The organism is Pseudarthrobacter sp. PvP004 (assembly GCF_017876035.1).
Lineage (GTDB): Bacteria > Actinomycetota > Actinomycetes > Actinomycetales > Micrococcaceae > Arthrobacter > Arthrobacter aurescens_A.
Window position 1 is genome coordinate 1,790,456 of sequence record NZ_JAGINL010000001.1, and the last position, 16,425, is coordinate 1,806,880.

Consider the following 16,425-nt stretch of genomic DNA (forward strand, 5'->3'; position numbering starts at 1 on the left):
CCATGCCGCACGATCTCCCAACACCCTCTAAAGCACCCACCATTATTGCTCACACCCGCACCGCACTCATAGTGGGCGCAAGCATGGCAGGTCTCTCTGCGGCCGCCCAGCTCTCTGCCGTCGGCTACAGAACAACGGTGGTTGAACGGTCACCGCAATTGAGACTCACTGGAACGCCCATCGACGTCCGCGGCGAAGCCCTGGCCGTTGCCGAGAAGATGGGAATTCTCGAGGACCTACGTAAGAACAGGGTAACCAGTGATGAACGACCAGTGTTCACCACTTTCGTCAACGAAAACGGGGATGCGGTTGCCCAACTGCCCCTGGAAATGGCCAACGACTCCGACGATGACATCGAAATCTCCCGCGAAGCGTTGATTAACATACTTCATGCCAAGACGGACGGGACAACCGAGTTCGTGTATCGTGACTGGCCGGTTTCCATTACCGATGGTGAAACAAACGTGGATGTGCAGTTTGCAAGTGGGGAGCGGAAGACCTTTGACATCGTCGTGGGCGCGGATGGGATTCACTCGTCAGTGCGGCGACTTCTGATGGGTCCGGAAAGCTTGTACCGAAAGCACCTGGGCGTTTACTACGCAATCGTCGACCTCCCCCGCTCCAGCAAAGGTATCAGCGGCGAAAGCCGCACGTTCAATTGTCCAGGCCGCATGGTGGGGATTAACGACTACGGAGACCGCTCGTTCGGTGTTTTTGCCTACAGAGGCCCGGAAACCGAATACGACTACAGAGATACAACAGCCCAAAAGAAGCTCCTCATAGAAGCATTCGAAGCAGAGCAAGGATGGCACATCCCGTTTCTTCTGGACACCGTCTGGGAAGCCTCCGAGATTTACTTCGACTCCGTCAGCCAGGTTCACATGCCTCGATGGTCCCAAGGACGTGTTGTGCTGGTCGGGGACGCTGCGCACGCGGCATCGCTGTTCTCAGGCAGGGGAACGTCTTTGGCGATAATGGGTGCTTCCATCCTCGCTGAAGAACTCCTCAATTCAGATCACGTACCTGAGCTCGCATTCGCCCGGTATGAGTCCCGTCTCCGGCCTGCTGTGGCAAAGGCACAAGAGGGGGTCTCAGAAGCACGCGACTTCATGGTGCCCGAGACCCAAGACCAAATCGATGAGCGAAACCGGCAATTTCCCCTGATTTCACTCCCGCTGGCCTAAAAGACATCACAATGGCGGCTTTCCGGGATACCGGACAGCCGCCAATGCTTCTTGTGTCTTGAACATGCCTTCGCCATCAGAGCACGCTACTCGGTTACCTTCTCTGCAAACAAGCGCTTCCTTTCAGGGATCGCAAATTCCGCTCACGGACCTGATGCCACCCTAAGTCCACTAATCGGCGTCGTCCGGTTATGCAATGGAGTCCACCCGCGCAACATGCCGCCACGGATGCCGCTAGCTTGCCCCGAGGGCACAGGTCATTGGATTCGGGCGATCATTTCCACTTCAACACTGGCATTATGTGGCAGCGCAGCAACGCCTACCGCGCTGCGTGCATGCCGTCCCGCAACTGCTCCGAGGGATTTCAAGATCTGCTCAGAAGCTGGAGATCCCAGCCTCCTGACTGACATCATTGCACCCGAGGCCGAACGTGCTCCCGAAAATTTCGCCGTGTTCCTGGCGCAGTATTCCCTGGCCCCGAGCGTGAATCTCCTTGCCCGACGCCTTCAGAAACGAGTCTTTTCGGGGCCGACGAGTGCCGCAAGTGCACTGGCATCTTCACTGGCCGTCAGACGCTGACTTTTAGCATCACGGCTACCGGAGACCGGCCCGCCTTACAGCCTGAACGAACGTACCAATGGGCCCCTCCATGTAAGGGGCCTTCGCAGGCAAGTAGATCTGAGCTGCCACTGCCGATGCCGGCCAACCACACTGGGCCCCCGAAGCCGGCGCTTCGGAGCTGTGATCAGTAAAGCCCGGCAGGCCGTTACGATCCGTCCACAGCCTTCGAAAAGTATGAGCAGCGCCTCCGTCCTGCGGTAAGAAAAGCACAGGACGGAGCCATCGAGGCGCGGGACTTCATGGTTTCAGAATCTCAAGAAAAGATTGATGCCCGGAATCAGCAGTTCCCCCCGAAAGTGACTGTCCGAACCGATTAGCCCGGCGGCGGGTCGCTCCAAGTTCCTGGACCGACCTGCCGGAGGCAACGTGCTAACTCTGCATGAGTTCGCGTTGAGCTTGGCTGACGGCTTCGGGGTTTTCCTCGGCCATGAAGTGTCCGGAGTTCAGTGTGATGTGCCGCAGCTTGGGCGCCCATGCGCTCCAGAGGGCGCTGGCGTTGTAGCCGAGGGCTGCTCCCCAATCCTGTTGGATGACGGTGACGGGCATGGTGAGGGCGGTGCAGGCGTTCCGGTCGGCTTGGTCGTGAAGCACGTCGATTCCTGCGGAGGCACGGTAGTCGGCCACGATGGAAAGGAGGGCGTTAGCGGATGCTTCAAGATACGCGTCACGGTACTGGGCCGGTATCGCGTCCGGGCTGTTCGTCCACCCGCCCAGGAACGCAGGTCCGCCGTCGAAACGCTGCGAAGAATCCTCTCCGCCAACTAGGAGGACAGCGGCAGGAACGCTTTCCGGGATGCGGAACGCGGCCCCGCCACTGCCAGGTCCTCAGGAAGCTGAGTACGGGCCCATCCGTCGAACAATCTCATCGGCACCAAGAACCGCCAGTGCGACACTCGTCAGGGTTGGGTTGCAGGCCGTAGCAGTGGGGATGACACCGTTGCCACCAACGAACACATTCTCTGTGTTCCATACCCTGCTCGTGGCATCGCAAGTGGAGGTCCCGTCATCAACCGGGCCCATTCTCATGGTGCCTTGGTAGTGCAAAGAAAAACCCGCAGGCATCAGGTATGCATCGTCGGAATAGATCGAACTGCCAAGCGCGTCAGCCATGAGGCTTGTCTTTTCCTTCGCCAGTTGGATCAACTCGCGATCTCGTTGGGTCAGCTCGTAGTGGATGGTGAACCACGGCATCCCATAGCTGTCCGTCTCGGTTTCGGAGAATTCCATGCGGTCTGTGTCCTGAATGTCTTTGGCCGCAAACCAGCCTAGTGAGATCACCTGCATGCCTGCATCCGCATTGCCGGTGACGGCCACGGGTGAAGCATCTGTGTGCATGATTTGACCATGAAGTGGCAGTACGTCGTCGTCAAACGGAATCCAAGTCACGCCACTCACAACGTCAGTTCCACTGCGGATCAGGCTTTCGTCGTTTCCGCTGCTGCGCCGTGGCACTGCGACCGCGCCCACAATCATGTGATGGTCATTCAGGTATCGCCCCAATGCTCGCGGCCGGATGCCGGATGCGAAGAGGAGTTGGGGTCCATGCAGCGAACCGGCGGTAATGACAACGTTGCTGGCAAAGATTTGACGTACAGCACCCAAAACTTCGTCGACTACCTCGACTCCGCGGGCTGTGCGCCCGTCCATGATTACCCGGGTGCATCGGGTGTTCGCCAGCAACTCAAAACCCGGGCTGCCAACTGTGTCTCCCAGGACGGTGTCCATTCCAGACCACTTCCGGTGACCATTCTCGGAGGTGACGGCGAGTGGCATGCTCTGCACGACGGATTCCGGGGTCCGTCCTGCATTGAATAGTTCAGCGATCACTTGGCCCACTGGGTCCTCCGACCACAGGCCTAGTTGCTGATTCGAGACGTCGAGCAGTTTCTCAGCCCGGTCGAACGCTGCATCCATGGACTTCGGGTCAATGAAAGGTATGACCTCGCTCCCGCGGGGCCGGGGGCAAGCCGCTGTCCATTGAGTAGCCATACCTCCGACGCACTGGGTTGCCGATGCCGCCGGCAACCCACTCTGTTCTTCGGGCACCCGTTGTCCCTCAACCAGAAAGAGCCCTGGACGGTGGAAGAATTTTTCCGCCGCATCGCGTACCGCTCCGGCCCGCTGCGGCAGCGTCACAGGCTCGTCCACGCGTTGGCGCTGCCCTTGAGCCATTGTCATCGCAAGGGCCTGTCGTTTGGACTCATGAATGTTCTTTATGTGGGACCCCGGCGGATCTGACACCGCGGGACCCGCCTCGACGATGGTGATTTTCGCCGATGGTCTGGATTCCAAAATAGTTCTCGCGTAAGCAGCTCCGACAGGACCACTGCCGACGATAACAACGTCTAGCATCCGTTCACCGCGGTTTCCGTGTGAGCAGTCAATTTCTGTACCCATTCCCAGCTGACTTCGGCGCTGGTTTTCGGGCTCATGGAGGTCCTGTCGACTTCGACAATGATCCAGCCACCGTAGTCGTCGGGGAGTTCCGAAAGAAGAGTAGGAAAGTCGATGTCGCCCCGGCCTGGCTCCAAGAAGAACTCTTCTTCGTAGACATCGAAGTATGGGCCGGGTTGTTCCCGGGTCCGTTGGGCAATTCGTTTGTCGATGTCCTTGATGTGGAGGTCGGTGATACGGTCCCGGTACTTTCGGAACAGCCTGGTGGCATCAGCGCCGGCCCATTCCAAGTGTCCCACGTCGAAAGCGGCGCCGAGTAGTAGGGGGTCGGTGTTGTCAAGGACATACTCAACCTCGGATTGGGTCTCGATCCATGTGCCGACGTGGTTGTGCAGACCGCCTCTGATCCCTTCGTAGGCGAGCACTTCGGCTGCTGCACTCATGATTTCCACTACGTGGTCCATCCTTTCCCGGGAATATCCGTACCCGACCGCGCTTACGCGGCTGTTGCGCACACCATCAAGTGGCATGTGGGGACACAGAAAGGCCGTTTTCAAGTCGAAGTAGTTTGATACTTCGGCCAGACGGCGCACTGGGTCAAACCACTTTGCGAATTCCACAGAACCGGGTGAGATAGTCAATCCGAAATCCATGGGGAAAGGGACCGGGACAATGCCGGGCGCCACTCGCAGGTCTGCGTTCTGCAGGACCTGCTGGTAGTGCTGCAAGGTTTGGAGGCCCACCAGTTCAAGCATCACAGTGCTGAAACCGGAAGAGCGGATTTCACGGTAGATTTCCTCCTGCCGCGACAAACGGTATAGAGGGTCCATCCTTCGAGGAAAAGCCTCGTGGGTGTGGTTCCACTGTATGGGGTTCAGGGCGAACTGGCCCTCGGAAATGGTGATAGCGGGATCCTTCCGTGTTCTCGTCAGTTGCTGTAGGTCGGACCCAGTTACCTGCTTGGAGCAGGACTGGCCAGTCGCTGCTCGCGCCTTGCACGTTGTCGTTCTACATCCGGGACCGGTGCTGCCAGAAGGAGCTTCCGGGTGTAGGGATCCTGAGGGTTGGTGGTTACGGCCTTTCCGCTTCCCTGCTCGACGATCTCGCCATTGAGCATGACGGAGACGGTGTGACTGATGTGCCGGATGACGTCGAGGTCGTGCGAGACAAACAGGTAGGCAGTATTCGTTTGCTGTTGAATTTCAAGGAGCAGGTCCAGAACTCTGGCCTGGTTGACCAGGTCCAGTGCGCTGACCGGCTCGTCGCAGATGATCAAGGCAGGTTCCAAGGCAAGTGCCCTGGCTATGGCCACTCGTTGCCGTTGGCCGCCGCTGAACTCCCGTGGCCGCCGATAAAAGGCGCCCGCCGGGAGGTGAACCTGATCCAGAAGACGACGAATCCGTGCTTCAGCTTCTTTCCTGGCGGTCCCGTGGGCCACCAATGGTTCCGCAAGAATTTCTCCGACTGTCAGGGCGGGGTTCAGCGAGGTGTACGGATCCTGGAAGACCACTTGGATGTCCCGGGCGAGTTTGCGGCGCTCCCGGCGGTTGGCATGTCCGATCTCGGTGTTACTGAACCGGATGGAACCGTCCGTGACAGGTGCCAAACCCAACACCGCCCGGCCCAGGGTGGACTTGCCTGAGCCGGATTCACCGACAATCCCATGCGTCGACCCTGCATTCAGCTCGAGGCTGACGCCCTTGAGAACGCGGAAGCGCTTTTCACGGCGTGATTTTGCCTTGTACTCGACCACGAGGTTTTCAACCTGTAGCAGTGCCTGATTCTTGTCCGTCATCTCGGTACGCCAGCCTTCTCAGAGCCAATTATCGGGGTGAAGGGCTCCCTGCCCTCCAACATGGAGGAAAGCAGCAGCCGGGTGTAGGGATGGTTCGGAGCAGATAGCACCTCTGCGGTGTTGCCGATTTCAAGAGCTGTTCCCTGTTCCATGACCAGCACCCGTTCGCACATGTCCGCGACCACGCCGAAATTGTGCGTGACCAGCAGCAGACCCATGCCCAGTTCGGCCTGTAGTTCTTTCAGTAGGTCAAGGACTTCAGCCTGCACTGTCACATCCAGTGCTGTTGTGGGCTCATCAGCGATGAGCAATCGTGGGGAACACGAAACAGCACCGGCGATCAGCACACGTTGGGCCATGCCTCCTGAGATTTCATGGGGATAGGATGCCAAGGTCCTTTGGGGGTCCCGGATGCCCACCCTGGTCAAAAGCGAAATCGCGCGGTCCCGCGCTTCGGACCGGCTCAGACCCATCACTTTGACCATCGGCCGGACCAACTGATGACCTATGGTGAACGATGGATCCAGGTTGCTCATTGGCTCTTGGGGTATGTAGGCGACGTCCCGACCATACGCAGGGCAGGCTTTGCCGCCATTGTTCCTCCCGGGGGAGCTCAGGAAATCTGCGTTGAAAGTTACTTCTCCGGCCACACGCCGTGCTGAATCCGGAAGAAGGTCGAGAACGGAGAAGGCTATTTGAGACTTGCCTGAGCCGGATTCCCCCACGATGCCCAGCGTCTCCCCCGGGCCCAGTTCGAAGCTGACTCCATTGACAACCCGTTTAAATGAGCCGTCTTCCTGGGGGTAGGCGATGGTCAATCCCTCCACTACCAGAAGCCGCTCTGCGCCCAGCACGGATGTCGTGACTGGTTTGCGATTCCTGCTGGCGGGAGCAGCAACTACCGCCCGGGCGGACTGTGGGTCAGGGCCTGCAGTTTCTTCGACAGAGTCACGGACGCTGCCACCCAAATACACGAGGCAAAGTATTGTCAGGCTGACCGCCAAGGCCGGCCAGACGGCCAGCCATGGGCTGACATAGATATTGCGGAAACCCTCGCTGAGCATGAGCCCCCACGTCGCCACCGTCGGATCGCCAAGCCCAAGAAACTCCAAGCCTGCCTGGACACCGATGGCGATGCCGGAAATGAGAGCGCTTTGAATGATAATGGGCGCCCTTACAGCGCTGAGTATATGTCTGGCGATAATTCTGGCATCCGACAAACCCGAGACACGGGCCGCGTCCACGTACAGTTCCCCGACGACGTTCCGGACACTTCCCCGGGTGACACGGAAGATACTGGCGGAAGTAAGCACCCCATAGGTAGTCATGGAAATCCAAACGGATGGGCCGAAGGATGCCCGGACCGCCAGAAGGACAACGATGGCTGGCAGAGAAAGCAGCAGGCTCGAACCCCAAATTCCGAGGGTGTCAGGCCATTTGCCGTAGTAGCCCGCAACCAATCCCGTTGGAATACCCAGGGCAAGAGCAACACCGGTGGCGAGGAGAGCGGCCAGAAGTGTCTGTTGACCGCCGTGAAGGAGCCTGCTGAAGACGTCCCGCCCCGCGCTGTCCGTCCCTAGCGGGTGCATCGAAGATGGGGCCTGCATGATCGCGTTAATATCCGCGTCGCTCGGGCTCATCTGCGTTATGAGGCCCGCAGCGACGCTGAGCAGGGTGATCATCAGCAGGATCGCAACCGCTGACATCCCCACCTTGTCGTGCAGGAATCTGCGAATAGCCGGACTGATGCTTATTGTATGGCCCTTGAGCGAAGCCGCCATCAGTGGACCCTCACTTTCGGATTCAGGAAACCGACCAGCAAATCAACGAGGACGTTAACGACGATGACCACGATCACCGTATATACGACCACGCCCATGACGACGGGCAAGTCGCCCTGGGCCGTGGAGTTAACGGCCAAGGACCCGATTCCTGGCAAGGCGAAGAGTTGCTCAATAACGACGCTTCCACTCATCAGGCCCACGAACTGCAACGACAAAACTGTCAGACCAGACGAGGCGGAAGAACGAAGGACGTGCCTGAAAAGGATCTCGCCTTGTCCCAGCCCTCGCGTTTTGAGCGTACGCACGAAATCCTTCTGGCGTACTTCGATAATCGAGCTTCGTAATTGACTGGCAACCGCAGCCACTGAAGCGATGGCCAACGCGGCAACTGGCAACGTAATCGACATGGACCACCGTGCCGGGTCGCGCGGGAAGGGGACGTAGCCTGTAGCCGGAAGGATCTTGAGGTTGAGCGCGAAGACCGTAATGAGCAGGATCCCAACAATAAAACCAGGGATCGCGAAACCCGCGACACTGAACACTTGAAGTACCTTGTCGAGCCAGCCCCTCCTGACGGCGGCAAGCATCGCCAGAACCGTCGCGGCCAACCCGGATATGACCAAGGCCATGACCACAAGAGTGATAGTCACGGGCAGTCTGCCGAGGATAGCCGAGGAAACAGCTTCACTGGTGAACCACGAATTCCCCAGATCACCCTTCGCAGCGGCTCCCAGCCAGGAGATGTAGCGCTCCGCAAGCGGTTGGTCGAGACCAAGTTCGGCAGCTTTCGCTGCGACCTGTTCCTGGCTAGCCGACTGCCCGAGAATTGTTTGGGCAATGTTGGCGCCGGAAGAATAAATGAGAAAGAACGTGAAAGTCGCGATGGCGCATAAGAGAATGGCTCCTGAGACCAGCCGTTCAGCGATGAATCGAAGCATAGGGAATCCTAGGACGCCGGTTCGTAGTTGTAGATCGACGGAACCAACTGCTCCTGCTGCGGAGTCACCTTGACCGTCTTTTTGGCAAAGAAGGTCTGATCCAGCCGGAAGAACGGCACGTACCAGGCTTGATCAACGAGATATCTGTTCAGTTCTTGGGCAGCCTTCTTGGCATCATCCTCCGAAGAGATCCGGATCTTCTCCATCAGTTCATCGACTTTGGGATCCTGGGTCTTCTGTGCGTTGAAAAGGGCAGTCGGGGAGACGGAGGTTCTGATCGTTGCCCATGTGTCAGGCTGGAAGAGCGTAATCGGGATTGCCGCGTACTTCGCAGAGGTCAGGTCGCCGATCAGGTTAGCCGGATCCGCGGCTTGTGTCTTGGCCTTGATTCCAACTTCACCCAGTTGCTTGACAACGACTGCAATCATTGCAGGATCGAGTGACGCGGCCACCGGCAAGGTGATCTCGAAACCGTCTGAATATCCCGCCTCCGCCAACAAAGTGCGGGACTTTTGCGGGTTGTAGGGGTAGCGCTCATCCAGGGTTTCGTCGTAGGCCGACGAGTTCGGACCGAAGATCTGGGCCGTCTGTTTGCCCTGGTCTCCATAAATGTTCTTCAAGATCGACTTGGAGTCGATGGCGTAATTGATGGCCTGACGGACCCGGACATCCTTCATCGCCGGGAGGATCTTGCCTGAGCGATCGTAGAGAATTAAGCCGAGCCAGTTGTTGACGTACCTGTATTCAGCAAGGTCGGGGTTTTGGCGTGCCTGGGCGGCTGTCTTCGTGTTGAGTAAGGCGGCATCAAGCTGTCCGGAGACAAGAGCGTTGACCGCTGCCGTGGCATCAGGGATTACTTTGATCACAACTTTGTCAAAGTGCTGGAGCTCGGGGTTCCAATAACCGTCGCGTTTCACAAACGTGTACTGGGATCCGGCGACAGTTTCTGAATGGTTGAGCGTGTAGGGTCCACTACCGACGGGGCTCGCCTTGATCGCTTCAGTGCCCAGGGCCTTCGGGCTGCCCATCAAGCCGGCGGCGTTTGACAGTGCGATGAGCAGTGAAGGCGACGGGGCGGAAAGGACGATCTTGATAGAGTCCTCGCTAAGAACCTCCACGGACTTGACGTCCGCCAATGTGCCCCCTTGAGGACCTGTTCCGGTTCGGAAATGATCAAGATTTGCTTTCGCGGCCGCAGCGTCGAACTTGGATCCATCGCTGAAGGTCACATCGCTGCGCAACTGCAACGTCAATTCTGTCCGGTCGCCGTTAAACTCCCAGGCCGTGGCAAGCATCGGTGCCAGGGAGCCGTCGGGCTTGCGCAGAATGAGGGTGTCGTAGGCAGCCTGGAATGTCGGCATCCAAGAGCCCTCCTGCCCCTGGGCAGGATCAAACGAAATCGGACGGGCTCCGTTGATCGTCAGAGTCGTCGGAACAGCGGATTCAGGTTGCGGCGTTCCCGTTGGGCTGCACGCAGTCAATGCCAGCACGGCGGCTGTAGCTACAGCACCGCAGGCATATTTAAGGCGACGAAGCATCGTTTTTCGCTTTCGTTGATGGTCAGAAACTTGATCTTGATTGGACTGGAACGGCCGCCGTTTCCGGGGAGCATCGGCCAAACCTTCTCCTTGTGATCCAATCCATAGAAATTGGATCCATTTACAAAGTAACAAGTTGGATCCAGTTTGAAAAGACCTTTTTCGTCAAGAGCGCGCAGCTTTTGTTTGACGTCAGGCAAAAGTTCTCCTAGATTGCTGCTACGGTCACGTCCGCCTGTGGAGCCAGGCAGTCTCACGCACGCCGTGCCCGGCGACTGTCCCCTGTCGCCCCGTCTCTACCGCCCCGTACAACCTCACCCACGCCCATAACTGGCGAGATTGAGGCGACACGAAGACTCATTCCCAAAGGAAACGTCAATGGCTCCTTCAAGTTTTTCTTCGCCATCTGGAGAACGTCCAAGCTCCTCCCGCCCGCTCGGCGTGGCCTGCGTCGGCTACGCCTTTATGGGAAAGGCGCACTCGAACGCGTGGCGGAACGTGTCCAGTTACTTCGACGTCCCCACCTTCGAACAGAAGGTCCTGGTAGGTCGCGATACATCCCTGGTAGCTGAAGCCGCTTCGCGGTATGGATGGGCCACATCATCGAGCAGTTGGCGCTCTGTCATTTACAGGGACGACATCGACATCATCGATATCTGCGCCCCGGGCTGGATGCACGCCGAAATCGCCATCGCGGCCCTCGAGGCCGGCAAGCACATCCTGGTCGAGAAACCCCTCGCCAACACCCTGGCCGAGGCCGAACTCATGACCGCTTCCGCAGCCAAGGCGCGCGCCCGGGGCGTGCAGTCCATGATCGGTTTCAACTACCGGCGCGTCCCCGCCCTGGCACTGGCACGGGAACTCATCGCCGAAGGGCGGCTTGGCACGGTCCGGCACGTCCGCGCCGCCTACCTTCAGGACTGGCTCTCCGACGCCGAGTCCCCCATGACCTGGCGGCTTCGGAAGGAAACCGCCGGTTCCGGAGCGTTGGGCGACATCGCCTCCCACGCCATCGACCAGATTCAGAACCTCACCGGCGAAACGGTCACCGAAGTGACCGGAACGCTACGGACCTTCGTAAATGACCGGCCGGGCCCGGCGGGGTTGGAAGAAGTTAGCGTGGACGATGCAGTATGGGCCACCCTTGGATTGACGAGAAATATCAGCGCCTCTGTCGAGGCTTCCCGCGTAGCCACGGGACAAAAGAACAGCCTCAGGATCGAAATCTACGGCTCTGCCGGGTCGCTGACCTTTGACCTCGAAAACCTCAACGAGTTGATGTTCCTGGACGCCACTCTTCCCGTCCGGGAGCAGGGCTTCCGGCGGATCCTGGTCAACGAGCCCGAACACCCGTACCTCGAAGCGTGGTGGCCGCAGGGTCACATTATCGGCTGGGAACACACTTTCACGCACCAGATCCGCGACTTCCTGTTGGCAGTTCGGGACGGGAGCCAGCCGTCGCCGTCGTTCGAGGACGGACTCCAAATCCAGCGCGTCCTGGCCGCGGTTGAAGAGTCCGCCGCCGCCAAGAGCTCACTGATCCAGCTCAACGCAACCACTATTGAAGGAGCCTGACATGCCCCGGCCGTTCACCCTGTTCACCGGCCAGTGGGCCGACCTTCCCTTCGAGGAAGTCGCGCGCCTTGCCTCGGGCTGGGGCTACGACGGCCTGGAAATCGCCGTCTCCGGAGACCACCTGGACGCCTGGCGCTGGGACGAACCCGGCTACGTCGAATCCAAACTCGCCATCCTGGAAAAGTACAACCTGAAGGTCTGGGCCATCTCCAACCACCTCAAGGGCCAGGCCGTGTGCGATGACCCCATCGACTTCCGCCACGAAGCGATCGTCGGCTCCCGTGTGTGGGGCGACGGGGAACCCGAAGGTGTCCGCCAACGCGCCGCCGAAGAAATGAAACACACCGCCCGCCTCGCCCGCGCCCTGGGCGTGGACACCGTGGTGGGGTTTACCGGCTCCTCCATCTGGCAATACGTCGCCATGTTCCCGCCCGTCCCGGAAAAGGTCATCGACGCCGGCTACCAGGACTTCGCCGACCGGTGGAACCCCATCCTGGACGTCTTCGACGAACAAGGGGTCCGCTTCGCCCACGAAGTCCACCCCTCCGAAATCGCCTACGACTACTGGACCACCGTCCGGACCCTCGAAGCGATCGGACACCGGGAAGCGTTCGGCCTGAACTGGGACCCGTCCCACTTCATGTGGCAGGGCATCGACCCCGTGTCCTTCATCTGGGACTTCAAGGACCGGATCTACCACGTGGACTGCAAGGACACCAAGCTCCGCCCCACCGGCCGGAACACCGTCATGGGCTCGCACCTGCCCTGGGGCGACCCCCGCCGAGGCTGGGACTTCGTCTCCGCCGGACGCGGTGACGTGCCCTGGGAATCCTCCTTCCGGGCGCTCACCGCGATCGGCTACACCGGACCCATCAGCGTGGAATGGGAAGACGCAGGCATGGACCGCCTCCACGGCGCCCCCGAAGCCCTCGCGGCGCTGAAGAAGTTCGACTTCCCCGCCTCACAGACCTCCTTCGACGCCGCCTTCAGCCAGGACTAGGCGCATGACTTGGGGATCATCAATTCCTTCCTACGAGGGGAGGCCTTGTGTATGACCGAATATTCTACGATCCGTTCTCGTCGGGAAACGGCCCCTTTGAGGTCCAGGATACGGAACTAAGAAGACAAGAGGTCACGAGCGGTGAACAGAGATCATTGACTGACCCCAAAAGCACAGCCAGAAACCAGGTCGTGGCGGATATCAGGACACTTATGCAGTCCCGACAGAAAGACGTTGCCGCAAGCATGCGTCGGAACTAGCTTGGTACCCAAAGGATCGTCCTAGACCACACCCCCAACCTGACGTCAGGTTGTTGCCGGGAAGGCGTCAGGCTAGGGCGCCGAAGACCTTTTCTGGGCAGCACTTGGTGCGAGTCCTAGAGTCCAATCCCACACTTTTGGACGGCGGACAGACATCTCCATGTATTGAATGTGACTGAATGGTGAATCCTGTCGCCGAAAAAGAAAGTCTTCTTTGAAGACGCGAGGGGCAGGCAGGGGTCAAACCCGTTCCGAACGCAGTGATTGGGTCTGCGGGTAGTTTCAGTTCGATGTGCTTACGATGTGACGCGCCAGGCTTGGCAGCGGTGGGGGTGAAACGAGTCATGGGATGGTCTTGCTCATAATTTAAGTTCCGTACTTGTTGAGGGGCGTGCTGTCTCGGAGTCAGCGCAGAACTGCCGCGTCGATTGCGCACCCTACGCCCTGGTTTCCGCCGACCACCTCCCATCCGTGGCCGGCTGAATCCGCGCGATTGACTACCGCCGCGGCCACCGCGGCGAGGTCGTCACGGGTGACGGCGCCGATCGGGAGTGATCCGGTGAGCGCCAGCTCGACGCGGCCGCGCCCAGTATCGTTGAGTAGCTCTCCCGGTTGCAGGATCGTCCACGACAGTCTGCTCGCTCGGAGTGCGTGTTCGGAGGCCTCCTTCGCTCCGAAGTACGTGTCCCAGAACCCGCCGTAGTATTCGGCTGGCCGGGTTCGCCCGACCCCCATCCCGGTGATCAGGACGAAACGTGTGACGCCTGCCTGCTCGGCGGCTTCGATCACGCGCAGAGCACCGTCCCGGTCCACGCGGATCGGGTCGCCAGCTGCCGCGAAGACCACGGCTTCGACCCCGTCCAGGATCTCGCGCAGCTGGCTGACGCTCGCGCGCGTAAGGTCGGCGGCCGCTGTCCGGACCTGGGGCGAGCTGCCGACCGCGGCCCGCCGACTGACCGCGAGAACATCATGTCCCTCGCGTGCCAGGTGGTCGACGACCCGGCGGCCAGTTTGCCCACTGGAGCCGAAGACGGCGACCGTACTCACAGCAGGACCCCGCCGGAGACCTCGATGCGCTCACCCGTGACCCAGCGGAGGCTGGGTGAGACGAGAGCGACGATGGCGTCGGCGATCTCCGCCGGTTCGCCGACCCTGCCGAGCGCGGTTTGCTGACCCAGCCCGTGGCGCAGTTCGGCGTTGTCACGCATCGCACCGCCGTTGAAGTCGGTCGCGGTCGGACCGGGAGCGATCGTGTTGATGCGGATGTTTCGTTGCCCGAGCTCGAGCGCGAGACTCCGCGACAGGGCTTCGATCGCCGCCTTGGATGCCGCGTACACGGCGGTGGCGGGACTCACATGTCGACTCAGCGAGCTCGACAGGTTCACGACGCGCGCCCCTTCCGCGAGATGCGGCGCTAGCGTCTGGATCAGGAGGAACGGTCCGCGCACATTGACGGCGAACGTGTCGTCGAAGTCTGCGACGCTCACCTCACCCAATGGTGCGAAATGCCCCACCCCGGCATTGTTCACGAGGACCGTGATGCGAGACCCTGCCCACTTCGCAGCGATCGCGGCAAGAACCGTCGTCGTCGCGTTGTCGATCGACTGTGGATCCGCGACGTCCAACCGAAGCGGCAGCGCTTCGCCGCCAGCCTCCTTGATGCGGCTCACCACGTCCTGCGCCGACTCGACGGTCCGGGTCGCTACGACCACGCGGTAGCCGCTCTCGCCAAGGGCAAGCGCGGTCGCACGCCCCAGCCCTCGACTTGCGCCTGTAACGACAGCGATTTCTGGATTCTCCATACTGACTCCCTAAATAAGTAAACGAATACTTACCTGTAAGATTAACGCAGAGACGGAGATCGTCAAATCGAAGGGGAGTGCATGAGAGACGCAGAAGCAACCCGGTCGCGGATCCTTGCCGCGGCCATCGAGGAATTCGCGGAGCAAGGTTTCGCAGGCGGCCGAGTCGATCGGATCGCGCGGAGTGCGGAAAGCAATGTGCGGATGATCTACGCGTACTTCGGGGGAAAGAGTGGCTTATTCGATGCTGCGCTTGAGACCGCGCTGCGGACGCTCGCGACCGATGTTCCTCCCGACCCCGAGGATCTGGCTGGATGGGCGGGGCGGGTGTTCGACCACCACCAGGAACGGCCGGACATTCTCCGGTTGAGCATGTGGGCACGTCTGGAGCGACCGTCCGCGCTGTCCGAGCCCGTTGACGTATATTCCGCCAAAGTTGAGGGTGTGCGGGCGGCGAGTACTAGCGCCCTGACGCCGGTCGATGTCCTCATCTTTATCTATGCGATCGCGCAGGCCTGGCAGCTCTCGCCCACTGGGCTCACCGCCCTTGGGGGCGCACACGATGACCCCCGCCGCATCAGGGCGCATCGTCGCGCCGTTGTCTCAGCAGTCGAGGGGATGCTCCGTGACGCATGATGCCCTCGGATGTGAGAGCTTCACATCCGAGGGCATCATGACGACCGCATGCGTAGGCAGGCGTCACAGCATCGCGGTGAGCACGCCTCCGTCCGCCCGCAGGGCTGCCCCGTTCGTTGCCGACGACAGCGGGCTCGCGAGGTAGGTCACAAGGTGCGCGATCTCCGTTGGCTCGATAAAGCGCTCGAGCAGGGTGGTGAGATTCTGCGCGATGATCGCGTCCTTCATTGCCTCAGGCGGGAGAGACTGCGCATCCGCCACTGCCGCCACCGATGCCGCCACTCCATCCGAGAACGTCGGGCCGCCGAGGACCGTGTTGACCGTGACCGAGGTGCCGCGGGTGAGCTTCGCCAGACCGTTGCCGACGGCGAGCATCGCCGCCTTAGTCATGCCGTAGTGGACCATGTCCGCCGGCACGTTCACCCCGGACTCGCTACTGATGAACACCACCCGCCCCCAGCCGCGCTCGAACATGCCGCCGAGAACCGCGCGGGACAGGCGCACGCCGCTCATGACGTTCACCTCGAAGTAGCGGGCCCAGTCCTCGTCCGTGACCGAAGTGAAGTCCGCGAGCCCGAACAGGCCGACGTTGTTCACGAGGATGTCGACCTCTCCCAGGGACTCAACAAGGCGCGCCACGTCGGCTGCGTTCGAGAAGTCGGCGGCGAGCCCTGAGATGTTCGCGTCCGGCTGCTCGGACTCAAGGCGATCAACGGCGGCGGCGAGCCGCTCGGAGTCACGCCCATTTAGCACGACCGACGCGCCCTCTGCGGCCAGTGCGGCCGCGATCGCGTAGCCGATCCCCTGCGACGAGCCGCTGATAAATGCCCTCTTTTTCTGCAACTGCAGATCCATGAAATCTCCCGTGACACGCGCCTGATCTGGCGCCATTGACTTG

At 60.3% G+C, this 16,425-nt stretch carries 15 protein-coding genes; 4 read left to right on the plus strand and 11 right to left on the minus strand.

Features of this window, described 5'->3' with window-relative positions:
- Positions 1–2: 2 nt before the first annotated feature.
- Positions 3–1,184, plus strand: a complete 1,182-nt coding sequence (locus tag J3A64_RS08135) for an FAD-dependent monooxygenase (protein ID WP_210064023.1) — start codon at positions 3–5, stop codon at positions 1,182–1,184.
- 990 nt (positions 1,185–2,174) lie between these two features.
- Here the strand turns inward: J3A64_RS08135 and J3A64_RS08145 are convergent.
- The 8 genes from J3A64_RS08145 to J3A64_RS08180 all read right to left on the minus strand — a co-directional run bounded on the left by J3A64_RS08145 (position 2,175) and on the right by J3A64_RS08180 (position 10,454).
- Positions 2,175–2,396 (minus strand): hypothetical protein, encoded by a 222-nt coding sequence (locus J3A64_RS08145; protein WP_210064025.1) that lies wholly within the window; start codon positions 2,394–2,396, stop codon positions 2,175–2,177.
- Positions 2,397–2,630: 234 nt separating this feature from the next.
- Positions 2,631–3,983: a GMC oxidoreductase gene (locus J3A64_RS08150; RefSeq protein WP_210064026.1), complete on the minus strand. Its 1,353-nt coding sequence runs from the start codon at positions 3,981–3,983 to the stop codon at positions 2,631–2,633.
- 167 nt (positions 3,984–4,150) lie between these two features.
- Entirely contained in the window at positions 4,151–5,029 is an 879-nt protein-coding gene (locus tag J3A64_RS08155) for a sugar phosphate isomerase/epimerase (RefSeq protein ID WP_210064027.1), read from the minus strand.
- 122 nt (positions 5,030–5,151) lie between these two features.
- The gene (locus J3A64_RS08160; protein WP_210064028.1) at positions 5,152–5,994 is read right to left on the minus strand and encodes an ABC transporter ATP-binding protein; all 843 of its coding nucleotides are present in this window, start codon (positions 5,992–5,994) and stop codon (positions 5,152–5,154) included.
- Complete coding sequence (locus tag J3A64_RS08165; protein ID WP_374100537.1) at positions 5,991–7,775, minus strand: dipeptide/oligopeptide/nickel ABC transporter permease/ATP-binding protein; 1,785 nt, start codon at positions 7,773–7,775, stop codon at positions 5,991–5,993. Before J3A64_RS08165 ends, J3A64_RS08160 begins: the two co-directional genes overlap by 4 nt.
- On the minus strand, positions 7,775–8,716 hold the full coding sequence (locus J3A64_RS08170; protein WP_210064030.1) for an ABC transporter permease: 942 nt from the start codon (positions 8,714–8,716) through the stop codon (positions 7,775–7,777). The genes J3A64_RS08165 and J3A64_RS08170 overlap by 1 nt, the downstream gene beginning before the upstream one ends.
- Before the next feature lie 8 nt (positions 8,717–8,724).
- Positions 8,725–10,077 (minus strand): ABC transporter substrate-binding protein, encoded by a 1,353-nt coding sequence (locus tag J3A64_RS08175; protein WP_210064031.1) that lies wholly within the window; start codon positions 10,075–10,077, stop codon positions 8,725–8,727.
- 140 nt (positions 10,078–10,217) lie between these two features.
- On the minus strand, positions 10,218–10,454 hold the full coding sequence (locus tag J3A64_RS08180; protein ID WP_210064032.1) for a hypothetical protein: 237 nt from the start codon (positions 10,452–10,454) through the stop codon (positions 10,218–10,220).
- 178 nt (positions 10,455–10,632) lie between these two features.
- Between J3A64_RS08180 and J3A64_RS08185 the strand changes: the two genes are divergently transcribed.
- Positions 10,633–11,829 (plus strand): Gfo/Idh/MocA family protein, encoded by a 1,197-nt coding sequence (locus J3A64_RS08185; RefSeq protein ID WP_210064033.1) that lies wholly within the window; start codon positions 10,633–10,635, stop codon positions 11,827–11,829.
- Between the two features lies 1 nt (position 11,830).
- Positions 11,831–12,829 (plus strand): sugar phosphate isomerase/epimerase, encoded by a 999-nt coding sequence (locus J3A64_RS08190; RefSeq protein WP_210064034.1) that lies wholly within the window; start codon positions 11,831–11,833, stop codon positions 12,827–12,829.
- Between the two features lie 665 nt (positions 12,830–13,494).
- Here the strand turns inward: J3A64_RS08190 and J3A64_RS08195 are convergent.
- Entirely contained in the window at positions 13,495–14,136 is a 642-nt protein-coding gene (locus J3A64_RS08195) for an NAD(P)H-binding protein (RefSeq protein ID WP_210064035.1), read from the minus strand.
- Complete coding sequence (locus tag J3A64_RS08200) at positions 14,133–14,891, minus strand: SDR family NAD(P)-dependent oxidoreductase (protein WP_210064036.1); 759 nt, start codon at positions 14,889–14,891, stop codon at positions 14,133–14,135. The genes J3A64_RS08195 and J3A64_RS08200 overlap by 4 nt, the downstream gene beginning before the upstream one ends.
- 81 nt (positions 14,892–14,972) lie before the next feature.
- Here J3A64_RS08200 and J3A64_RS08205 point away from each other — a divergent pair, with 81 nt between their 5' ends.
- Entirely contained in the window at positions 14,973–15,527 is a 555-nt protein-coding gene (locus tag J3A64_RS08205; protein ID WP_210064037.1) for a TetR family transcriptional regulator, read from the plus strand.
- 63 nt (positions 15,528–15,590) lie between these two features.
- Here J3A64_RS08205 and J3A64_RS08210 read toward each other — a convergent pair whose 3' ends face one another.
- Positions 15,591–16,382: an SDR family NAD(P)-dependent oxidoreductase gene (locus J3A64_RS08210; RefSeq protein WP_210064038.1), complete on the minus strand. Its 792-nt coding sequence runs from the start codon at positions 16,380–16,382 to the stop codon at positions 15,591–15,593.
- Positions 16,383–16,425: the final 43 nt, after the last annotated feature.

Bases quoted from the DNA above. Each gene is read 5' to 3' on its own strand.
- J3A64_RS08135 (WP_210064023.1), top strand. From the start codon at position 3: ATGCCGCACGATCTCCCAACACCCTCTAAAGCACCCACCATTATTGCT.
- J3A64_RS08150 (WP_210064026.1), bottom strand. From the start codon at position 3,983: ATGACAATGGCTCAAGGGCAGCGCCAACGCGTGGACGAGCCTGTGACG.
- J3A64_RS08155 (WP_210064027.1), bottom strand. From the start codon at position 5,029: ATGGACCCTCTATACCGTTTGTCGCGGCAGGAGGAAATCTACCGTGAA.
- J3A64_RS08160 (WP_210064028.1), bottom strand. From the start codon at position 5,994: ATGACGGACAAGAATCAGGCACTGCTACAGGTTGAAAACCTCGTGGTC.
- J3A64_RS08165 (WP_374100537.1), bottom strand. From the start codon at position 7,775: ATGGCGGCTTCGCTCAAGGGCCATACAATAAGCATCAGTCCGGCTATT.
- J3A64_RS08170 (WP_210064030.1), bottom strand. From the start codon at position 8,716: ATGCTTCGATTCATCGCTGAACGGCTGGTCTCAGGAGCCATTCTCTTA.
- J3A64_RS08175 (WP_210064031.1), bottom strand. From the start codon at position 10,077: ATGCCGACATTCCAGGCTGCCTACGACACCCTCATTCTGCGCAAGCCC.
- J3A64_RS08185 (WP_210064033.1), top strand. From the start codon at position 10,633: ATGGCTCCTTCAAGTTTTTCTTCGCCATCTGGAGAACGTCCAAGCTCC.
- J3A64_RS08190 (WP_210064034.1), top strand. From the start codon at position 11,831: ATGCCCCGGCCGTTCACCCTGTTCACCGGCCAGTGGGCCGACCTTCCC.
- J3A64_RS08200 (WP_210064036.1), bottom strand. From the start codon at position 14,891: ATGGAGAATCCAGAAATCGCTGTCGTTACAGGCGCAAGTCGAGGGCTG.
- J3A64_RS08205 (WP_210064037.1), top strand. From the start codon at position 14,973: ATGAGAGACGCAGAAGCAACCCGGTCGCGGATCCTTGCCGCGGCCATC.
- J3A64_RS08210 (WP_210064038.1), bottom strand. From the start codon at position 16,382: ATGGATCTGCAGTTGCAGAAAAAGAGGGCATTTATCAGCGGCTCGTCG.